This window comes from Streptomyces sp. V4I8, from assembly GCF_041261225.1.
Lineage (GTDB): Bacteria > Actinomycetota > Actinomycetes > Streptomycetales > Streptomycetaceae > Streptomyces.
In genome coordinates this window covers 3,835,726-3,852,309 of sequence record NZ_JBGCCN010000001.1, presented here as the reverse complement: position 1 = coordinate 3,852,309, position 16,584 = coordinate 3,835,726, and the positions used below count along the sequence as shown (strand labels likewise).

The 16,584-nt window shown below is 72.9% G+C and carries 11 protein-coding genes; 5 read left to right on the top strand and 6 right to left on the bottom strand.

The genetic code is table 11. The features are described from left to right. The first annotated feature begins 155 nt into the window (after positions 1–155). From ABIE67_RS17465 to ABIE67_RS17445, 5 genes are all read left to right on the top strand, one after another. Positions 156–1,571 carry an APC family permease gene (locus tag ABIE67_RS17465; protein WP_370258241.1) on the top strand — a complete coding sequence of 472 codons (1,416 nt, stop codon included), beginning with the start codon at positions 156–158 and terminating at the stop codon, positions 1,569–1,571. A 211-nt stretch (positions 1,572–1,782) separates the two neighbouring features. Then, positions 1,783–4,437: an alpha/beta fold hydrolase gene (locus ABIE67_RS17460; RefSeq protein WP_370258239.1), complete on the top strand. Its 2,655-nt coding sequence runs from the start codon at positions 1,783–1,785 to the stop codon at positions 4,435–4,437. Beyond that, positions 4,434–5,300: an ABC transporter permease gene (locus tag ABIE67_RS17455; RefSeq protein ID WP_370258237.1), complete on the top strand. Its 867-nt coding sequence runs from the start codon at positions 4,434–4,436 to the stop codon at positions 5,298–5,300. The genes ABIE67_RS17460 and ABIE67_RS17455 overlap by 4 nt, the downstream gene beginning before the upstream one ends. A gap of 147 nt (positions 5,301–5,447) precedes the next feature. Beyond that, a complete protein-coding gene (locus tag ABIE67_RS17450; protein WP_370258235.1) occupies positions 5,448–6,986 on the top strand; it encodes a von Willebrand factor type A domain-containing protein in 1,539 nt (512 codons plus the stop codon). 742 nt (positions 6,987–7,728) lie between these two features. Continuing rightward, positions 7,729–9,681, top strand: coding sequence for a long-chain fatty acid--CoA ligase (locus ABIE67_RS17445; RefSeq protein WP_370258233.1), 1,953 nt, complete (start codon positions 7,729–7,731; stop codon positions 9,679–9,681). On the opposite strand, the gene ABIE67_RS17440 is transcribed toward ABIE67_RS17445, so the two are convergent. Genes ABIE67_RS17440 through ABIE67_RS17415 form a run of 6 tightly spaced genes read right to left on the bottom strand, consistent with a single transcriptional unit; the run spans position 9,672 to position 16,580 of the window. Beyond that, a complete protein-coding gene (locus ABIE67_RS17440) occupies positions 9,672–10,850 on the bottom strand; it encodes a GNAT family N-acetyltransferase (RefSeq protein ID WP_370258231.1) in 1,179 nt (392 codons plus the stop codon). The two genes, ABIE67_RS17445 and ABIE67_RS17440, sit on opposite strands and share 10 nt — an antisense overlap. Then, positions 10,847–11,524, bottom strand: coding sequence for a lipopolysaccharide biosynthesis protein (locus tag ABIE67_RS17435; RefSeq protein WP_370258230.1), 678 nt, complete (start codon positions 11,522–11,524; stop codon positions 10,847–10,849). The genes ABIE67_RS17440 and ABIE67_RS17435 overlap by 4 nt, the downstream gene beginning before the upstream one ends. Then, entirely contained in the window at positions 11,521–12,666 is a 1,146-nt protein-coding gene (locus tag ABIE67_RS17430; RefSeq protein ID WP_370258229.1) for a glycosyltransferase, read from the bottom strand. Before ABIE67_RS17430 ends, ABIE67_RS17435 begins: the two co-directional genes overlap by 4 nt. Further along, positions 12,663–13,454, bottom strand: a complete 792-nt coding sequence (locus ABIE67_RS17425) for a polysaccharide deacetylase family protein (protein ID WP_370258227.1) — start codon at positions 13,452–13,454, stop codon at positions 12,663–12,665. Before ABIE67_RS17425 ends, ABIE67_RS17430 begins: the two co-directional genes overlap by 4 nt. Further along, a complete protein-coding gene (gene murJ / locus ABIE67_RS17420; protein WP_370258224.1) occupies positions 13,444–15,186 on the bottom strand; it encodes a murein biosynthesis integral membrane protein MurJ in 1,743 nt (580 codons plus the stop codon). Before murJ ends, ABIE67_RS17425 begins: the two co-directional genes overlap by 11 nt. Further along, a complete protein-coding gene (locus ABIE67_RS17415) occupies positions 15,186–16,580 on the bottom strand; it encodes an O-antigen ligase family protein (protein ID WP_370258222.1) in 1,395 nt (464 codons plus the stop codon). Before ABIE67_RS17415 ends, murJ begins: the two co-directional genes overlap by 1 nt. Positions 16,581–16,584 lie beyond the last annotated feature (4 nt).

Here is a 16,584-nt window from a genome sequence, read left to right as displayed (position 1 = left end):
TTTGCGGGCCCGTGCTGCGGTTCCCGCATGCTCGAAAGTCGTGCTGTACACGGCTTGGACGCAACGCTAACACGCGTCAAGGCGCCCTTCGGCAACGAATTCCGTAGGTAATGAGCCATTGACGTGACGGTTTCCGTCAATGTTGCATCCCCCTCGTGACCGACACCCTCACCCCTGTCGAGGGCGCCGTCGTCGAGGCGTCGGACGGCCCCCAGGACAGCCCCCGGAAGCTCAAGCGCTCGATCGGCGTGGTCGGCGGCACGCTGCTCACGCTCTCCTGCGTGACCCCGGCGTCCACCCTCTTCGTGGTCGTCCCCGACCTGTTCGGCTCGCTGGGCACCGCCACCGCCCTGACGATTGCCATCGGCTCCCTGCTCTGTATCGCCGTGGCGTTCTGCTACGCGGAGCTGGGCACCCTCATCCCCAGCGCGGGCGGCGAGTACGCGATGGTGTCCACGCTGGCCGGACGGCTGGCGGGCTGGCTGGTCTTCGTGCTCTCCCTGCTGGTCGTCATGATCGTCCCGCCGGTGATCGCGATGGGCACGGCCGACTACCTCGCCCCGATCGTCCACCTCGACCCGTCCCTGGCCGGTGCCGGCGTCATGCTGCTCGCCACCCTCGCCGGACTGCTCGACCTGCGCGCCAACGCCTGGATCACCGGCGTCTTCCTGGTCCTGGAGGTCATCGCGGCGGCCGTCGTGGCGGTGCTGGGCTTCGCCCACGCCGAGCGCGGCCCCGCGAGCCTGGTCTCCATGGAGGTGGCCGGCGCGGACGGCCGTACCGACACCGTGACGGCCCTGCTGGTCGTCTCCGGGCTCGCCATCGCCCTCTTCGTCACCCAGGGCTTCTCGACCGCCGTCTACCTCTCCGAGGAGATGGAGAACCCGCGCCGCAACGTCGCCCGCACGGTCCTGGCCACCCTCGGCATCTCCGCGGTGATCATCCTGGTCCCGGTCGCCGCCATCACCCTGGGCGCGGCCGACCTCGGGGAGCTGACCGGCGGCGACATCGGCTCCATGGTCACCGCCTGGTCCAACTCCGCGGTCGGCACCTTCGTCAGCCTCTGCGTGGCCCTCGCGATCATCAACGCGGGCATCGTCATGGTCATCCAGAACTCGCGCGTCCTGTTCGCCTCGGCCCGCGACAAGGCCTGGCCCGAGCCGGTCAACCACGTCCTCGCCCGGCTCGGCCGCTTCGGCTCCCCGTGGGTCGCCACCCTCGCGGTCGGCGTCCCGGGCGCGGCCCTGTGCTTCGTCAACCTGGACACCCTGTACGGCGTGACGGGGGTCTCGGTGACGGGGATGTACCTGCTCGTCGCGGTCGCCGCGCTGGCGGCCCGCCGCAACCCGCACAAGCAGACACCGGCATGGCGGATGCCGCTGTGGCCGGTGATGCCGGTGCTGCTGATCGCGGTGCTGGTGTACATCCTGAGTCAGCAGGAGATGACGTACCTGCTGTGGACGGGCGGCATAACGACGGTGGCCACCCTGTACTGGGCGCTGTACCTGCGCCCGCGCCGAGACACACGCTGGCTGGTCTCGATACCGACGGATGAGCAGACGCCCCTTTAGGGGCGCGGGGCTGTACCCATGTGCGGCTCCGCCGCGTGGGCGCGAGCAACCACGACGAACCGGCAGACGGCACATCACAGGACGGCCCGACCTCCCACCCTTCGTACCACGAACGCGGTAGACAAACCCCCCGCCGTACCCCCACGGAAGGGGCCGGGATTCAGCCCTCGGTCGATAACTGACCGACAGCTTCACCCCGTACCGTTGAAACATGGATCTTCGACTGCCCGGCCTGCGAGGGCGCGTACGGAGGCCGCGCCGGTGGATTGCCGGCGCGGCCTCCGTCGTCGTCCTCGCCGGTGCCGGGACATGGACCGCCGCCTCCGACGACGCACCCACGGTGCGGCACACCGACCGCGTCATGGACATGGGCGACGGGGTGCGTATCGACACCTCGTACTTCACGACCGCCGGAAGCGGCCGCCGCCCCGCCGTCCTCCTCGCGCACGGCTTCGGCGGCAGCAAGGACGACGTACGGCAGCAGGCCGAGGACCTCGCCCGGGACGGGTACGCCGTCCTGACCTGGTCGGCCCGCAGCTTCGGGAAGTCGACCGGCAAGGTCGGTCTGAACGACCCGAAGGGCGAGGTCGCCGACGTCTCCAGGCTGCTCGACTGGCTGGCGAAGCAGCCCCAGGTCGAGCTCGACAAGGCCGGCGACCCGCGCGCGGGCATGGCGGGCGGCTCCTACGGCGGCGCGATCTCCCTGCTCGCCGCCGGATACGACGACCGGGTGGACGCCATCGCCCCGGCGATCACGTACTGGAACCTCGCGGACGCGCTGTTCCCGAACGGCGTCTTCAAGAAGCTCTGGGCGGGCATCTTCGTCAACTCGGCCGGCGGCTGCGACAAGTTCGAGAAGCAGATCTGCGAGATGTACGAGCGGGTCGCGGAGTCCGGCACCCCGGACGCGCAGGCCGAGCGGATGCTGGAGGAGCGCTCGCCGTCCGCCGTCGGTGACCGCATCAAGGTGCCCACCCTGCTGATGCAGGGCCAGACCGACTCCCTCTTCCCGCTGGACCAGGCCGACGCCGCCGCTAAGGCGATCCGCGCCAACGGCGCCCCCGTGGACGTCGACTGGATCGCGGGCGGCCACGACGGCGGCGACACGGAGACCGCCCGGGTCCAGGAGCGGGTGCGGACCTGGTTCGACCGCTACCTCAAGGACGACAAGGGTGCCGACACCGGCCCCGAGTTCCGCGTCACCCGCACCCTCGGCACCGGCAGCGGCGACGGCGAGCCCCGGCTGAACGGGGTCAGCGCCGAGAAGTACCCCGGCCTGGAGAGCGGGCGTCGCTCGATCGCCCTCACCGGACGGGAGCAGAGCTTCCAGAACCCGGCCGGCGCCAGCCCGCCCGCCGTGTCGGCCCTGCCCGGACTCGGCAGCGCCGGCGGCCTGTCCCAGTTGTCCTCCCTCGGCATCGGGGTGTCCCTCGACTTCCCGGGCCAGTTCGCCGCCTTCGAGTCGGCGCCCGTCCGGGAGGACCTGCAGATCACCGGGGCGCCGACGGCCACCGTCCATGTGAAGTCCACGAGCGACGACGCGGTGCTCTTCGCCAAGCTGTACGACGTCGGCCCGGGCGGTCAGAGCAGCCAGGTGCTGCCCTCGCAGCTCGTCGAGCCCATCAGGGTCGAGGGCGCGAAGGCCGGCAAGGACGTCAGGATCACCCTCCCCGCGATCGACCACGAGGTCGATGACGGCCACCGCCTGCGTCTGGTCCTCGCCTCCACGGACCTCGGCTACGCCTCCCCGGCGGCCCCGGCGACGTACACCGTCTCCCTGAAGGGCGACCTCAAGGTCCCGGCCGCGCTCGGTGACACCGACTCGCCGGCGGCGCTGCCCGCCTGGGTGTGGTGGCTCCCACTGGCCGGCGGAGTGATCGCGCTGGCCCTGCTGGCGACCGGACGGCGCCGCACCACCGCCCCCGCCGCCCCCGACCCCGCACTGGCCGAAGTGCCGCTCCAGATCACGGACTTGAGCAAGCGCTACGCCAAGTCCGCCGACCGTTACGCCGTCAAGGACCTGTCCTTCCGGGTGGAGAAGGGCCAGGTGCTCGGCCTGCTCGGACCGAACGGCGCGGGCAAGACGACGACCCTGCGCATGCTGATGGGCCTGATCAAGCCCGACGACGGCGAGATCCGCGTCTTCGGCCACGCGATCGCGCCCGGCGCCCCCGTGCTCTCCCGCGTCGGCGCCTTCGTCGAGGGCGCGGGCTTCCTCCCGCACCTGTCCGGCCGCGAGAACCTGGAACTGTACTGGCAGGCCACCGGCCGCCCGCCGCAGGACGCCCACCTGGACGAGGCCCTGGAGATCGCGGGCCTCGGCGACGCACTCGCCCGAGCCGTCCGCACCTACTCCCAGGGCATGCGGCAGCGCCTCGCCATCGCCCAGGCCATGCTCGGCCTGCCGGACCTGCTGATACTCGACGAGCCGACGAACGGCCTCGACCCGCCACAGATCCGTGAGATGCGCGAGGTCATGATCCGCTACGCGGCCGCGGGCCGCACGGTCATCGTCTCCAGCCACCTCCTGTCCGAGGTCGAGCAGTCCTGCACCCACCTCGTGGTGATGGACCACGGCCAACTCGTCCAGGCGGGCCCGGTCGGGGAGATCATCGGCTCGGGCGACACACTCCTCGTCGGCACGACGGAGCCCGTGGACGAGCCCGTCGTCGAGAAGGTCGCCGCCCTGCCGGGCGTGGCCTCGGCGGTGCGCGCCGACGGCGGTCTGGTCGTACGGCTCGACGCGGACGGCAGCGCACGGCGGCTGGTCGCCGAACTCGTCCGGCTGGAAGTCCCCGTCGAGTCGGTGGGCCCGCACCGCCGCCTCGAAGACGCCTTCCTCACCCTGATCGGAGACTCCGCATGAGCAGCACGACGACCGAGCGCGCGGAGGTCGCCGACGGCTACCGCGCGGGCCGCACGCTGCCGATCCGGGTCGAGCTGGTCCGGCAGCTGAAGCGGCGCCGCACCCTGGTCATGGGCGGCATCCTGTTCGCCCTGCCGTTCGTCCTGCTGATCGCCTTCCAGGTGGGCGGCGGACCGGGATCCGGCAACAACCAGGCCGGACTGATGGACACGGCCACGCTGTCCGGGGCGAACTTCGCCGCGGTCAACCTGTTCGCCTCCGCGGGCTTCCTGCTCGTGGTCCCCGTCGCCCTCTTCTGCGGGGACACGGTCGCCTCGGAGGCCAGCTGGTCCTCCCTGCGCTATCTGCTGGCCGCGCCCGTGCCCCGGGCCCGCCTGCTGTGGTCCAAGCTGGTCGTCGGCCTCACCCTCAGCCTGGCCGCGATGATCCTGCTCCCGCTGGTCGCCCTCGCGGTCGGCACGGCGGCCTACGGCTGGGGCCCGCTCCAGCTCCCCACCGGCGACTCACTGGCCCCCGGAACCGCCGCCCAGCGCCTGCTGATCACGGTGGCGTACATCTTCATCTCCCAACTCGTCACCGCAGCCCTGGCGTTCTGGCTGTCCACGCGGACCGACGCGCCGCTGGGCGCGGTCGGCGGCGCGGTCGGCCTGACCATCATCGGCAACGTCCTCGACGAGGTGACGGCCCTCGGCGACTGGCGCGACTTCCTGCCCGCGCACTGGCAGTACGCCTGGCTCGACGCCGTACGGCCCCAACTCGACTGGTCCGACATGATCCAGGGCACGTCCCTGTCGATAACGTACGCCGTCGTGCTGTTCGCGCTGGCCTTCCGCGGTTTCGCCCGCAAGGACGTGGTGTCGTAGGTCACCGGAAGATCACCCACCGGTCTCGACGGGCGGTCCCCGTGCCCTCTTCGAGACTCATCCGCAACGCTCCGTAGCGCACGTTCCGGCCCCCTGGCCCGTCACAGTCACAGAAGTCGACGTCAACGGACCAAGGGGGCACGGCCGATGGAGCGGTATCGCACACGACGGCTGCACACAACACTGCTGGCACTCACCACCGCGGTCGGCCTGCTGCTCACGGGATGCAGTGCGGGCGAGGGCGGCAACAGCGGGGGCTACGCGGAGGACGGCAAGGGAGGCGGCAAGGGCTTCCCCGCTCCGGCGTACAGCCAGGGCGAACAGCGCGACGGCGAGGGAGAAAACTCCCGCGACCTCGCCCCCGAGCCCGACTACCTCTCCACCTTCGCCCTGGACGTCGACACCGCCTCCTACGGCTACGCCCGCCGCACCCTCGCCGAGGGCCGGCTGCCCGACCCGTCGACGGTCCGCCCCGAGGAGTTCGTCAACAGCTTCCGCCAGGACTACGACCGCCCCGACGGCAACGGCTTCACGGTCACCGTCGACGGCGCCCGCACCGATCGCGAGGACTGGTCCCTGGTCCGCGTGGGCCTGGCCACCCGCCCCGCCTCCGACCCCGGCGAACGCCCGCCCGCCGCCCTCACCTTCGTCATCGACATCTCCGGCTCCATGGCCGAACCGGGCCGCCTGGACCTCGCCCAGGACTCCCTCGGACACCTGACGGACCAACTCCGCGACGACGACTCGGTCGGCCTCGTCACCTTCAGCGACGAGGCCGAGACGGTCCTGCCGATGACCCGCCTCGACGGCAACCGGGACGAGATCCACGACGCCATCGACGGCCTGGAGCCCACCGACTCCACCAACCTCGGCGCAGGCATGGAGACCGGCTACGAAACAGCGGTCGAGGGCCTGCGCGAGGGCGCCACCAACCGAGTCGTCCTCATCTCCGACGCCCTGGCCAACACCGGCGACACGGACGCCGACGCCATCCTCGAACGCATCGCGTCCGAGCGCCGCGAACACGGCATCACCCTCTTCGGCGTCGGCGTCGGCAGCGACTATGGCGACGCCCTGATGGAACGCCTGGCCGACAAGGGCGACGGCCACACGGCGTACGTCTCCGACAAGCGGGACGCCCACACCCTCTTCACCCGCCAACTCCCTCAGAACATCGACCTCACCGCCCGCGACGCCAAGGCGCAGGTCGCCTTCGACCCCCAGACGGTCAAGGAGTTCCGCCTCGTCGGCTACGACAACCGCCAGGTCGCCGACGACGACTTCCGCGACGACAGCGTCGACGGCGGCGAGATCGGCCCCGGCCACACCGTCACCGCCCTCTACGCCGTCCGCACCAGGCCCGGCACCGAAGGCCACCTCGCCACGGCGAGCGTCCGCTGGCTCGACCCCAAGACCCGCGCCCCGCACGAGAAGTCGGGCCAACTGGAAACCACCTCCCTGCACGACTCCCTGGACGACACCTCCGCCAGGTTCCAGGTGACCGCCACCGCCGCCTACTTCGCCGACGCCCTCCGCGAGGGCGACACCCGCTGGAGCTCCCTGCCCGCGGCCCCGTCCCTCCACGACCTGAATGACCACGCCGAAGACCTGGCAAGGCAGACAGAGGACAAGGACGTAGCCCAACTCGCCGACACCATCGACCGAGCGACCCGCCTCCTGCACTAAACCCAACGCCCCCCGGCCGCGCCTCCCTCGCCCCCGCCGCCCCCACCCATCCCATCCCCAGGGGCCCCGCCCCTTCACCCCCGCCAGGGGGCTCCGCCCCCTGCACCCCCATCGGCCTGAACGGCCTCGTCCTCAAACGCCGGACGGGCTGAAAGATGCCGGGACCGGCACCGAAAAGTGGCCGCCCCGCCCGCGAGGCGAAGCCCCTGCGGGCGGGCGGGGTTAGGGATGGCTGTGCTTGTCCCCAGACGCCAGACGGGCTGAAAGATCCCGACCCGGCGACGGAGTCCCCTCTCGGCCGGGGAGCTGGGGCGATGGCCCCACGCACCCGCAGCCGCCCACGGCGGCAAGGGGACGCGTCGGGGGGTGTCCGCCCGCAGAGTCCGGTGTCAAGAAACAGCACCTCCCGGCAGTACGCCAGCCACCGGACCGAGGACGGACACCCCCCGACGCGGCCCCGACCCACCGACCACCCGCACGCGCTACGCGAACCCCCACCGAAAGCAACAGGCCGCCGCAGGCATCTCAGGGCGCGGGGCTGTGTCGAATGTGCGGCTACCGCCGCGTGGGCGCGACCAGCCCCCACCCACCGCAACAGGCCGCCGCAGGCACCCCCCCACCACCACCCAACCGCCGGAGGCACCCGCAGGCACCCCACCCGAAACCACCGAACCCATTGACCTTCCCTTACGCGCGAGTAAGTTGACTCCCCAGTAAGTACGACTGGCACCCGGGAGCCACCATGGGCGTACGCAAGGACCTGAAGCGGGCGAAGCAGCGCACCGACCTGCTGAACCGGACCAAGGTCGAGGTCGTCAAGGACGCCGAGGGCGTGGTCCGAGAGGCCCGTACGCCACCCCTCGCGCCGCCCGTCACCACCGGCAGCATCGCCGACCTGCCCTTCACCAACGCGGCCGAAGCCCCCGACACGGTAGCCCTCCGCCGCGAACAGGCCGGCACCTGGCAACCCGTGACCTCCGCGGCCTTCGCCGACCAAGTCGCCGCAGTCGCCAAGGGCTTGATCGCGGCCGGCCTGGAACCGGGCGCCCGAGTCGCCGTGATGTCCCGCACCCGCTACGAGTGGACGGTCCTCGACTTCGCCATCTGGGCCGCCGGCGGCCAGACCGTCCCCATCTACGCCACCTCCTCCGCCGACCAGGTCGACTGGATCGTCCGCGACTCCGGCGCCCACCACATCGTGACCGAGACCGCCGAGAACACCGCCACGGTGCTGACGGGCACGGCAGCACACGACCACACCCCCCGTATCTGGGAGTTGACGGCAGGAGCGATCGCCGACCTCACCACCCTCGGCCGCGACGTCCCCGACGAGGAGGTCACCAAGCGCCGCACGACACTGACCCCCGACACCATCGCGACCATCTGCTACACCTCCGGCACCACAGGCAAACCGAAGGGCTGCGTCCTCACCCACGCCAACCTGCACGCCGAAGCGGCCAACACGGTCGAACTCCTGCACCCCATCTTCAAGGAGGTCACCCACCAGACCGCCTCGACCCTCCTCTTCCTCCCCCTCGCCCACATCCTCGGCCGCACCCTCCAGATCGCCTGCCTGATGGCCCGCATAGAGATCGGCCACTGCCCCAGCATCAAGCCCGACGAACTCCGCCCCGCCCTCAAGGAGTTCCGCCCCACCTTCCTCGTCGGCGTCCCGTACCTCTTCGAGAAGATCCACGACACCGGAAGGGCCACGGCCGAGAAGCTGGGCCGCGCCGCCTCATTCGACCGAGCGGACCGCATCGCCGTCCGCTTCGCCGAGGCCTACCTGAACAAGTTCCTCGAAACAGGCACCGGCACCCGCACCGGCACCGGTAACGCCAAGGGCCCCACCCCCACCCTCTACGCCGCCTGGGCCCTGTACGACCTCCTGGTCTACCGCCGAGTCCGCAAGGAACTCGGCGGCCGCCTGCGCTACGCCATCAGCGGCGGCTCCCCCCTCGACCGCAACCTCAACCTGTTCTTCTACGCCGCCGGAATCATGGTCTACGAGGGCTACGGCCTGACCGAGACGACGGCCGCCGCCACCATCGTCCCGCCCCTGAAGCCCCGCCCCGGCACGGTCGGCCAACCCGTCCCCGGCACCACCGTCCGCATCGCCGACGACGGCGAGGTCCTCATCAAGGGCGGCATAGTCTTCGGCGCGTACTGGAACAACCCGACAGCCACCGACGCCGTACTCCAGAACGACTGGTTCGCCACCGGCGACCTCGGCTCCCTCGACGAGGACGGCTACCTCACCATCACCGGCCGCAAGAAGGACATCCTGGTCACCTCCGGCGGCAAGAACGTCTCCCCGGCCGTCCTGGAGGACCGCCTGCGCAGCCGCGCGCCGATAGGCCAGTGCCTCGTCGTGGGCGACAACCGTCCCTTCGTCGCCGCCCTGATCACCCTCGACCCGGACGCGATGACCCACTGGCTGGCCGTACACAAACTCCCCGCCGACACCCCGCTCTCCGAACTGACCAAGGACCCCCAGCTCCTCGCCGACGTCCAGAAAGCCGTCGACTACACCAACGAGGCCGTCTCCCGCGCCGAGTCGATCCGAGCCTTCGCCGTGGTCGAGGGCGAGTTCAACGAGGACAACGGCATGCTCACCCCGTCCCTGAAGGTGAAACGGCACGTGGTGACGGCGGCGTACGCGGCGGAGATCGAGGCGCTGTACGGCTACCGCTGATCCTCGGAACCGGAACCGGAACCGGAACCGGAGCCGGAGCCGGAGCCGGAGCCGGAAGCGGGGTCGCGGCGCAGAACCCGCTTGACCCGCCCTCGCGCCCCCGCCTCCGCGACGGCGGCAGCCAGCAGCGGGGCGGTGCGGCGCCGGGCCAGCAGCAGGCGCTGGTTGACGACCCTCTCGGGGTGCCAGCGGTACTTGTACGGCTCGTCCCCGCGCAGCAGGCTCAGCACCCGGTGCCCGGCTCGGGACGCGAGGTGCTCGGCGGACGCGTGCAGCAGCATCGCCGCCACGTCCACCTTCCGCTCCCGCAACTGCGGATGAAAGCCGTACAGGTACGTCCCCGCCAGCCCTCCTGACCTCCCCGCCCCTCCTGACAGCAGATTCAGATTGACCGCCACCACGACCCCGTCGAGCAGGAACTCCATCACCGCCGCCTGCCCGGAGCGGGTCATGGGCGCCGCCGACCGGACCAGGTGTTCCAGGAACCGCGGACGCGCGTGCTCCGACGACATCCCCCTGCCCTGCCACTGCAGCCGGTGCAGGGCCAGGAGCCGGCGCAGCGCGGCCTCGGTCTCGTCGGCGTCCACCAGGCGCCACTCGATGCCGAGCCGAGCGAGCCGGTTCACCTTGTTGCGGACCCGCTGGGCGTGCCGCGAGGACAGCCGCGCGACCAACTCGTCCATGGGCAGGGCGGGCAGCTCCAGGCACACGGAGTCGGGCAGCCGGTGCCGCGGGCCGCGCCAGCACAGATAGACCCGCTCCATCGCGCCGCCCGGCCGCACCTCACCGAAGTCGACCAGGGCGGTGCGCGCCAGGTCGGCCAGGGCATCCGCCAGCGCCCCGGCAGCCGGCGCGGCCACCTCCTCGTCGATGAGCACATCGCAGATGTCGGTGATGGCACCGCCGATCGGCACCAGCGCCGGCAGCGGGCGGTGCACCCGCATCAGCGGTGCCACCGCCACCAGTTCACCGCCCCGGCGCACCAGGACGAGCCGCAGCCTGCCGGGCCTGCCGTACGACTGCCACCACGAGTGCAGCCAGGCGTGGCTCTGGAACGCCGTCGCGGACGGGCACGCGGCATGGAGGCGTGCCCACTGTCCGGAGAGCTTCGCGAAGGCGCGCTCGTCGGTGCACACCTCCACCGACAGCGCGCGCCCGTACGCGCTCACCCCAGCGTCCCGCGGGCGTCGGCGGCGCCGGCCGGACCGGGTACCGAGGCCCGGCTCTGCTCGTCCTCGTCGTCACCCCCGGCCCGCCGCGGCCGGGCCAGCAGCGCGAGGCCGCCCAGCAGACCGCCCGCGCTCGCGCCGACGAGCGAGGTCAGCCCCGTGGACGCGGACGACGGCTCGGTGGGCTTCAGGGCACGGGAGAGACGCTCCAGCCGGATGCCGGTGCGTTCCCTGGTGTGCTCCGCCTCCGTGATCAGCGCGCGGGACACGGCGTTGGCGATGTCGACGGCCTGGGCGGGCTTCGACGAGGTCGCCGAGACCGCGACCATCGGCGCGTCCGGCGACGTCGCCACCTCCACGCTCTCGCGCAGGGTCGAGACCGGTACGCCCGCCCACACCTGCGCGTCCCCGAGCACCGCGAGCTGCGTGGCCACCCGGCCGTACGCCTGCGCGAAGCCGAGCGCGTCGGTGCAGTCGGCCTCGGTTCCGCCGTTCGGTACGGCGACGACGGAGCTGGTCGCCGTGTACTGCGGCGGCCTGAGCTGGCCGTAGGCGCCACCGGCCACGGCCCCGACCAGTGCGGCGGCCGGCAGCCACCACCATGAGGACAGCCGTGTCGCGCGTGCGCGCGTACGGTCGGCCACCCGGGGACCCTCGGTGGGGTTGTCTGTCATGAGGAACTCGCTTCCAGGTTCGTGCCGGACAGAGCGGCCGTGTACAGATCCATCAGCTGCCGGGCGGTGCGTGCGATGTCGTAGCGCTGTACGGCGTCCGGGACCGTCCGCCCGCCCGGTCCCGTCGCGCGCAGCCGCAGCAGGTCCCGCGCGTACGACTCGGCGCCGCCCCTGACCCGCCGGGCTCCGGGGACCGCGTCCGGCGGCAGGTCGTCGACGGCGGGGCAGCTCGCGTACAGCACGGGGAGCCCGGCCGCGAGCGCCTCCACCACGGCCAGGCCGAACGACTCCTCCGGCGAGGGCGAGGCGAGGACGTCCATCGCGGAGAGCAGGGCGGCCAGGCCGGGCGCGTCGTCGTCGCCGGGGACGGGCAGATACGGGCGCTCGCCCGTCAGCACCACCCGGTCCGCGACCCCCAGCCGGTGGGCGGTGCGCCGCAGCGCCGCCTCCTCGGGGCCGGCGCCCACCAGCAGCAGCCGGACGTCGCCGGGCAGTTGGGGCAGCGCCCGTACGAGCACGTCGAAGCGCTTGCCCGGGGTGAGGCGCCCCACCCCGCCGACGACGTAGGCGTCCGCCGGCAGCCCGTGGAACGCCCGGGCCTCCTTGCGGCACACCTCGTCGAAGCGGAACCGGGGCGCGTCGATGCCGTTCGGGATGACCCGGATGCGCGGCCCGGGCACGCCCCAGTGCCGCAGCCGCTGCGCCACCGTCGGCGAGACGGCGACCGTGGCCCGGCCGAGGCGCTCGCCGGCCAGGTACAGCCCGCGGACGCCCGCGCTCAGCGGCCGGCCCTCCAGCCGGCTGTCGCCGATCGAGTGCTCGGTGGCGACGACGGCCCCGACTCCCGCGAGCCGCGCCGCGATCCGGCCGTAGAGGCAGGCCCGGTACAGATGGGTGTGCACCAGGTCGTAGCGGCCGGCGCGGATCAGCCGGGCGAGGCGGGGCAGCGCGTCGAGGTCGCGGTTGCCACGCATCCCGAGGTGGGCGACGCGGACGCCGTCGGCGGCCAGGCCCGCGGCGACGGTGCCGGGGTTGGTCAGCGTCACCACGTCGCACTGCGCGGGGAGGTGCCGCAGCAGCAGCCGCAGCTGCTGTTCCGCGCCGCCGACGCCGAGCCCGGTGATGATGTGCAGGGCCCTCACACGGCCTCCAGGGCACGGCCGTAGTACCGGGCCAGGCGGCGCTTCAGCTCCAGCCGCAGCGAGCCGTCCGCCTTCCCGAGGTGGATGCGGGGCAGCGCGAAGTCGCCGGAGCCGGCCGGGCCGGGGCCGATCGAGCAGGCGTAGGCGTAACCGGCCCGGCGCACGGCGGTGACGGCCCGCTCGTCGAGATAGCCGTACGGGTAGCAGAAGCCCTCGACGTCGCCTCCGGTGAGGGCGGCGAGCCGGTGCCGGCTCTCGTTGACCTCGGTGTGCAGCACCTCGTCCGTGGCCCTGGTCAGATCGACGTGGGTCAGACCGTGCGAGGCGACCTCCATGCCGGCGGCCGCGGCGCGGCGGATGTCCGCCACGTCGAACAGCGGCTTGCGCGGGCCGGTCGGCTCCCAGGAGTTCTCGCCGCCGAGCCGCCCGGGCAGGACGAACACGGTCGCCGAGAAACCCCAGCGGTGCAGCACGGGCACCGCGGTGGTGACGAAGTCGGTGTACCCGTCGTCGAAGGTGAGCCCGACCAGCCCGCGCTCCGTGCCCCGGGCGCGCGCCGCGAGCAGCTCCCGCACGCTCACCCCGCGCAGTCCGCGCGCGGCCAGCCAGGCGAGGTGCCGGTCCAGGCGCGCGGGCGTGACGGTGACGTTGTATGGGTCGTCCCGGCAGTCCGAGACGGAGTGGTACATGGCCACCCAGGCGGCCGGGCCCCGTCTCGGGCGCCCCTCCGCGGCCGGCTCGGGATCGGGTTCGGCCGCGCGTGGGGCGGCGGAGATGTCAGCGACCATGGCGAAGCCTTCGGATGAGGGAGCTGATGAGGGAGCTGATGAGAGGGCTGAGGACGGAGCTACGGACGGAGTGCGTGACGGGGAGCAGGAGGGACCGGGCGCCGGCCGCGTCGAGGAGCCAGGCCAGCAGCAGGAAGACGGCGGTCACGCAGGCGCAGCCGGCGACGGCGGCGGCCGCGGGGGAGTCGAACAGCCCCGCACAGAGCAGCCCGGCTCCGGTGGCGCACCCGGCCGCGCGCACCGGCCGGGACAGCTGGGCGGCGACCCACCGCACGCGCACGGGCACGGTACGCGGCCCCAGCCCGAGCAGCAGGAGCAGCGCCGTGAGGGTGATGCCGGCCGCGTTGGCCGCGGCGAGGCCGCGCGCACCCCAGGGATCCACCGCCCAGGCACTGATGACGACGGTGGCGAGCGCGCCCAGGCCCATCGCGCCGAGCGGGAACCAGGTGGTCCGGCCGCTGGAGAAGTACGACCGCACCAGCGCCCCCACCAGGGTGTGCCCGAGCAGTCCCACCGCGTACACCCGCATCACGGCGGCGGTCGCGGCGGTGTCCTGGGCGGTGAACGCGCCGCGCTGGAACAGGAGTTGGACGATCTGCGGCGCACAGGCCACGACCACGGCGGCACCGAGCAGGACGAGGCAGCCCATCAGCGCCAGGTCCCGCTCGACCCGGTCCCTGGCCCGCCCCAGGTCGCCCTCGGCGATGGCCCGCGCCACCACCGGGAAGGTGACGACGCACACCATCAGCGACAGCGACATCGGCAACTGGGCGACCTTCTGGGCGTAGTTGAGGTGCGAGATGGCACCGGCGGGCAGCCCGGAGGCGAAGTAGCGCTCGATGAGGACCTGCGACTGCCGGCACAGGGTGAAGAGCAGGACCGCGCAGACGAGGGCCGGCGTGAGGCCCGCCGCGAGGTGCGGGCCACCGTCCGCGTCGTCAGGGGCGGCTGTCGCGAAGCGACCGGGGTCCGGGCCCCCGGCGATCCGCCGCCACAGGGACGGTGCCTGTACGGCGGCCATGACGCACCCGCCGAGCGCGACGCCGAGAGCCGCGGCCCGTACGCCCCAGCTTGCGGCGAGCACGAGCATCGTCGCGATGATCGCGACGTTGTAGGCGATGTAGATCGCCCCCGGCGCGAGGTAGTTCCGGTGGGCCCGCAGCGCCGCACTGAAGTACCCGGCCAGCCCGAAGCTCAGTACGCACGTCGCGGTCAGCCGGGTGCAGGACACGGCCAGGGACGGGTCGGGCAGGCCGGGCGCGAGCACGGAGACCAGCCACGGTGCCGCGGCCGCGAGCACGGCGGCCGTACCGGCGAGGACGAGGCACAGCCGCGGCAGCGAGGAGGCGACCAGGGCGCGCACGGGGTCGGGGCCGCCGAGTCCACGCGCCCGCCGCGCCAGCGCCACACTGAACGCGGGCACGAGCAGGAACGCCATCCCGTCCTCGATCAGCAGCGTCGACGCCAGCTCGGGCAAGGTCCAGGCCACCAGAAAGGCGTCGCTGTCCACCCCGGCGCCGAAGAGACGCGCCAGCGTCTGGTCCCGCCCGAGCCCGAGCACCGCCCCGGCCAGGGACAGCGCGGCGGAGAGCAAGGTCGCCCTGGCCAGGAACCGCCGCGAGGGACCACTGCCGGCGGCGGATCGCCCCCCACCCGCGCGGCTGCGCGGCAGGCCGGCCAGGCCCGGCGGGTGCTCGGGAGCCTTCCCGGTCGTTGCCGGGCGGGGGCTCATCACGCACCCGGTTTCGTGGTCGACGCTGCCGCCCCGTCGCGGGCCAGCGCCCACCAGGCGGCCAGCCCGAAGCAGATCGCCGTCAGGATGGTGGAGGGCCCGCCGATGTCGGAGTACAGGAAGTTGACGAGCTGCCACAGCAGCAGCCCGCACACCGGGAGCGCGCAGTCCCACACGAGCCGGCCGCTCCGCCGCAGCCGGCGCAGCGCGCACACCAGCAGGGCGAGCCATCCGCCCGCGACCGTGAGCAGGCCCAGCAGGCCCTGCTCGCTGAGGATCAGCAGGTACTGGTTGTGCGGGGAGAGCAGCGGCTGGCGCCGGAAGGCCTGGCCGGCTCCGGCCGTGTCGCTGCCCGACGACAGCGCGAGCGAGGCATGGCCGTCCCGGTGTGCGGGAAAGGCCTTCAGCCCCACACCCGTCACGGGATGACCGCGCCACATGTCGCCCGCCGCGGCCCACATCGTGTACCGGTCGACGACCGACTGGTCCGGGGCGTCGGCGACCTGGGTGACGCTGGTCAGCCGCTCCTCCAACACCGCCGCGCCCACGCCGAGTCCGCCCACGAGCACCACCGAGACCGCGGCCGCCGCCGCGAACACCTTCGCCGCCCGCCGTACGCCGGCCAGCAGCAGCTGGGCCCCGCAGGCGACCACCGTGGCGATCCAGGCACCCCGGCTGAAGGACAGCGCGAGCGGCACGAGCAGGGCCACCGCGCATCCGGCCGCCACGACCCGTTCGAGCCGCTCCCGCGTCCCGAGGGCGAGACCGGTCGCGGCCACCACCCCGAACGCCACGACGGTCGCCATCCCCAGCACGTCGGACGGCCCGAAGGTGCCCACCGCCCGGATGTCGGCCCCCTGATACAGGGCCCCGGTCCCGGTGAGGTTCTGGTGGACGCCCACGGCCCCCTGCCACAGCGCGAGGCCGACCAGGGACCACAGCACCAGCCGTGCGCCCCGCCGGTCGCGCACCAGCAGCAGCACCGCGACCGGGACGAGCACGAACACCTGCAGATAGCGGACCAGTCCGGCGAGCGCGTCACCGGTGGTCAGCGCCCCCGCCGCGGCGACCGCGATGCCCACCACGGGCAGCTCGAACACGACCGCCGCCGTCCGGGGCAGGGGGCGCCGCGCCCCCCGCACGGTCTGGACGACCGCGCACAGCACGACCAGCCCGGACGCGGCGTCGGCGGGTGCGGCGGCGCTGTCCGGCGAGACCGGCAGCCCCAGCAGGACGACGACCGCCACGATCGGCAGGACGGACAGGAAGGACAGGAAGGACAGGGAGGACAGGGAGGACAGGGAGGACAGGGCGGAGCCGGCCCGGCGCAGCGGGGGCGGCAGCGTCGGACGCGGCCGTACGACCGGAGCGGAGACCGTCGGGGGAGTGCTCATCAGG

Coding starts and splice junctions, on each gene's coding strand:
- ABIE67_RS17460 (WP_370258239.1), top strand. CDS start 1,783: ATGGATCTTCGACTGCCCGGCCTGCGAGGGCGCGTACGGAGGCCGCGC.
- ABIE67_RS17455 (WP_370258237.1), top strand. CDS start 4,434: ATGAGCAGCACGACGACCGAGCGCGCGGAGGTCGCCGACGGCTACCGC.
- ABIE67_RS17450 (WP_370258235.1), top strand. CDS start 5,448: ATGGAGCGGTATCGCACACGACGGCTGCACACAACACTGCTGGCACTC.
- ABIE67_RS17445 (WP_370258233.1), top strand. CDS start 7,729: ATGGGCGTACGCAAGGACCTGAAGCGGGCGAAGCAGCGCACCGACCTG.
- ABIE67_RS17435 (WP_370258230.1), bottom strand. CDS start 11,524: ATGACAGACAACCCCACCGAGGGTCCCCGGGTGGCCGACCGTACGCGC.
- ABIE67_RS17425 (WP_370258227.1), bottom strand. CDS start 13,454: ATGGTCGCTGACATCTCCGCCGCCCCACGCGCGGCCGAACCCGATCCC.
- murJ (WP_370258224.1), bottom strand. CDS start 15,186: ATGAGCCCCCGCCCGGCAACGACCGGGAAGGCTCCCGAGCACCCGCCG.
- ABIE67_RS17415 (WP_370258222.1), bottom strand. CDS start 16,580: ATGAGCACTCCCCCGACGGTCTCCGCTCCGGTCGTACGGCCGCGTCCG.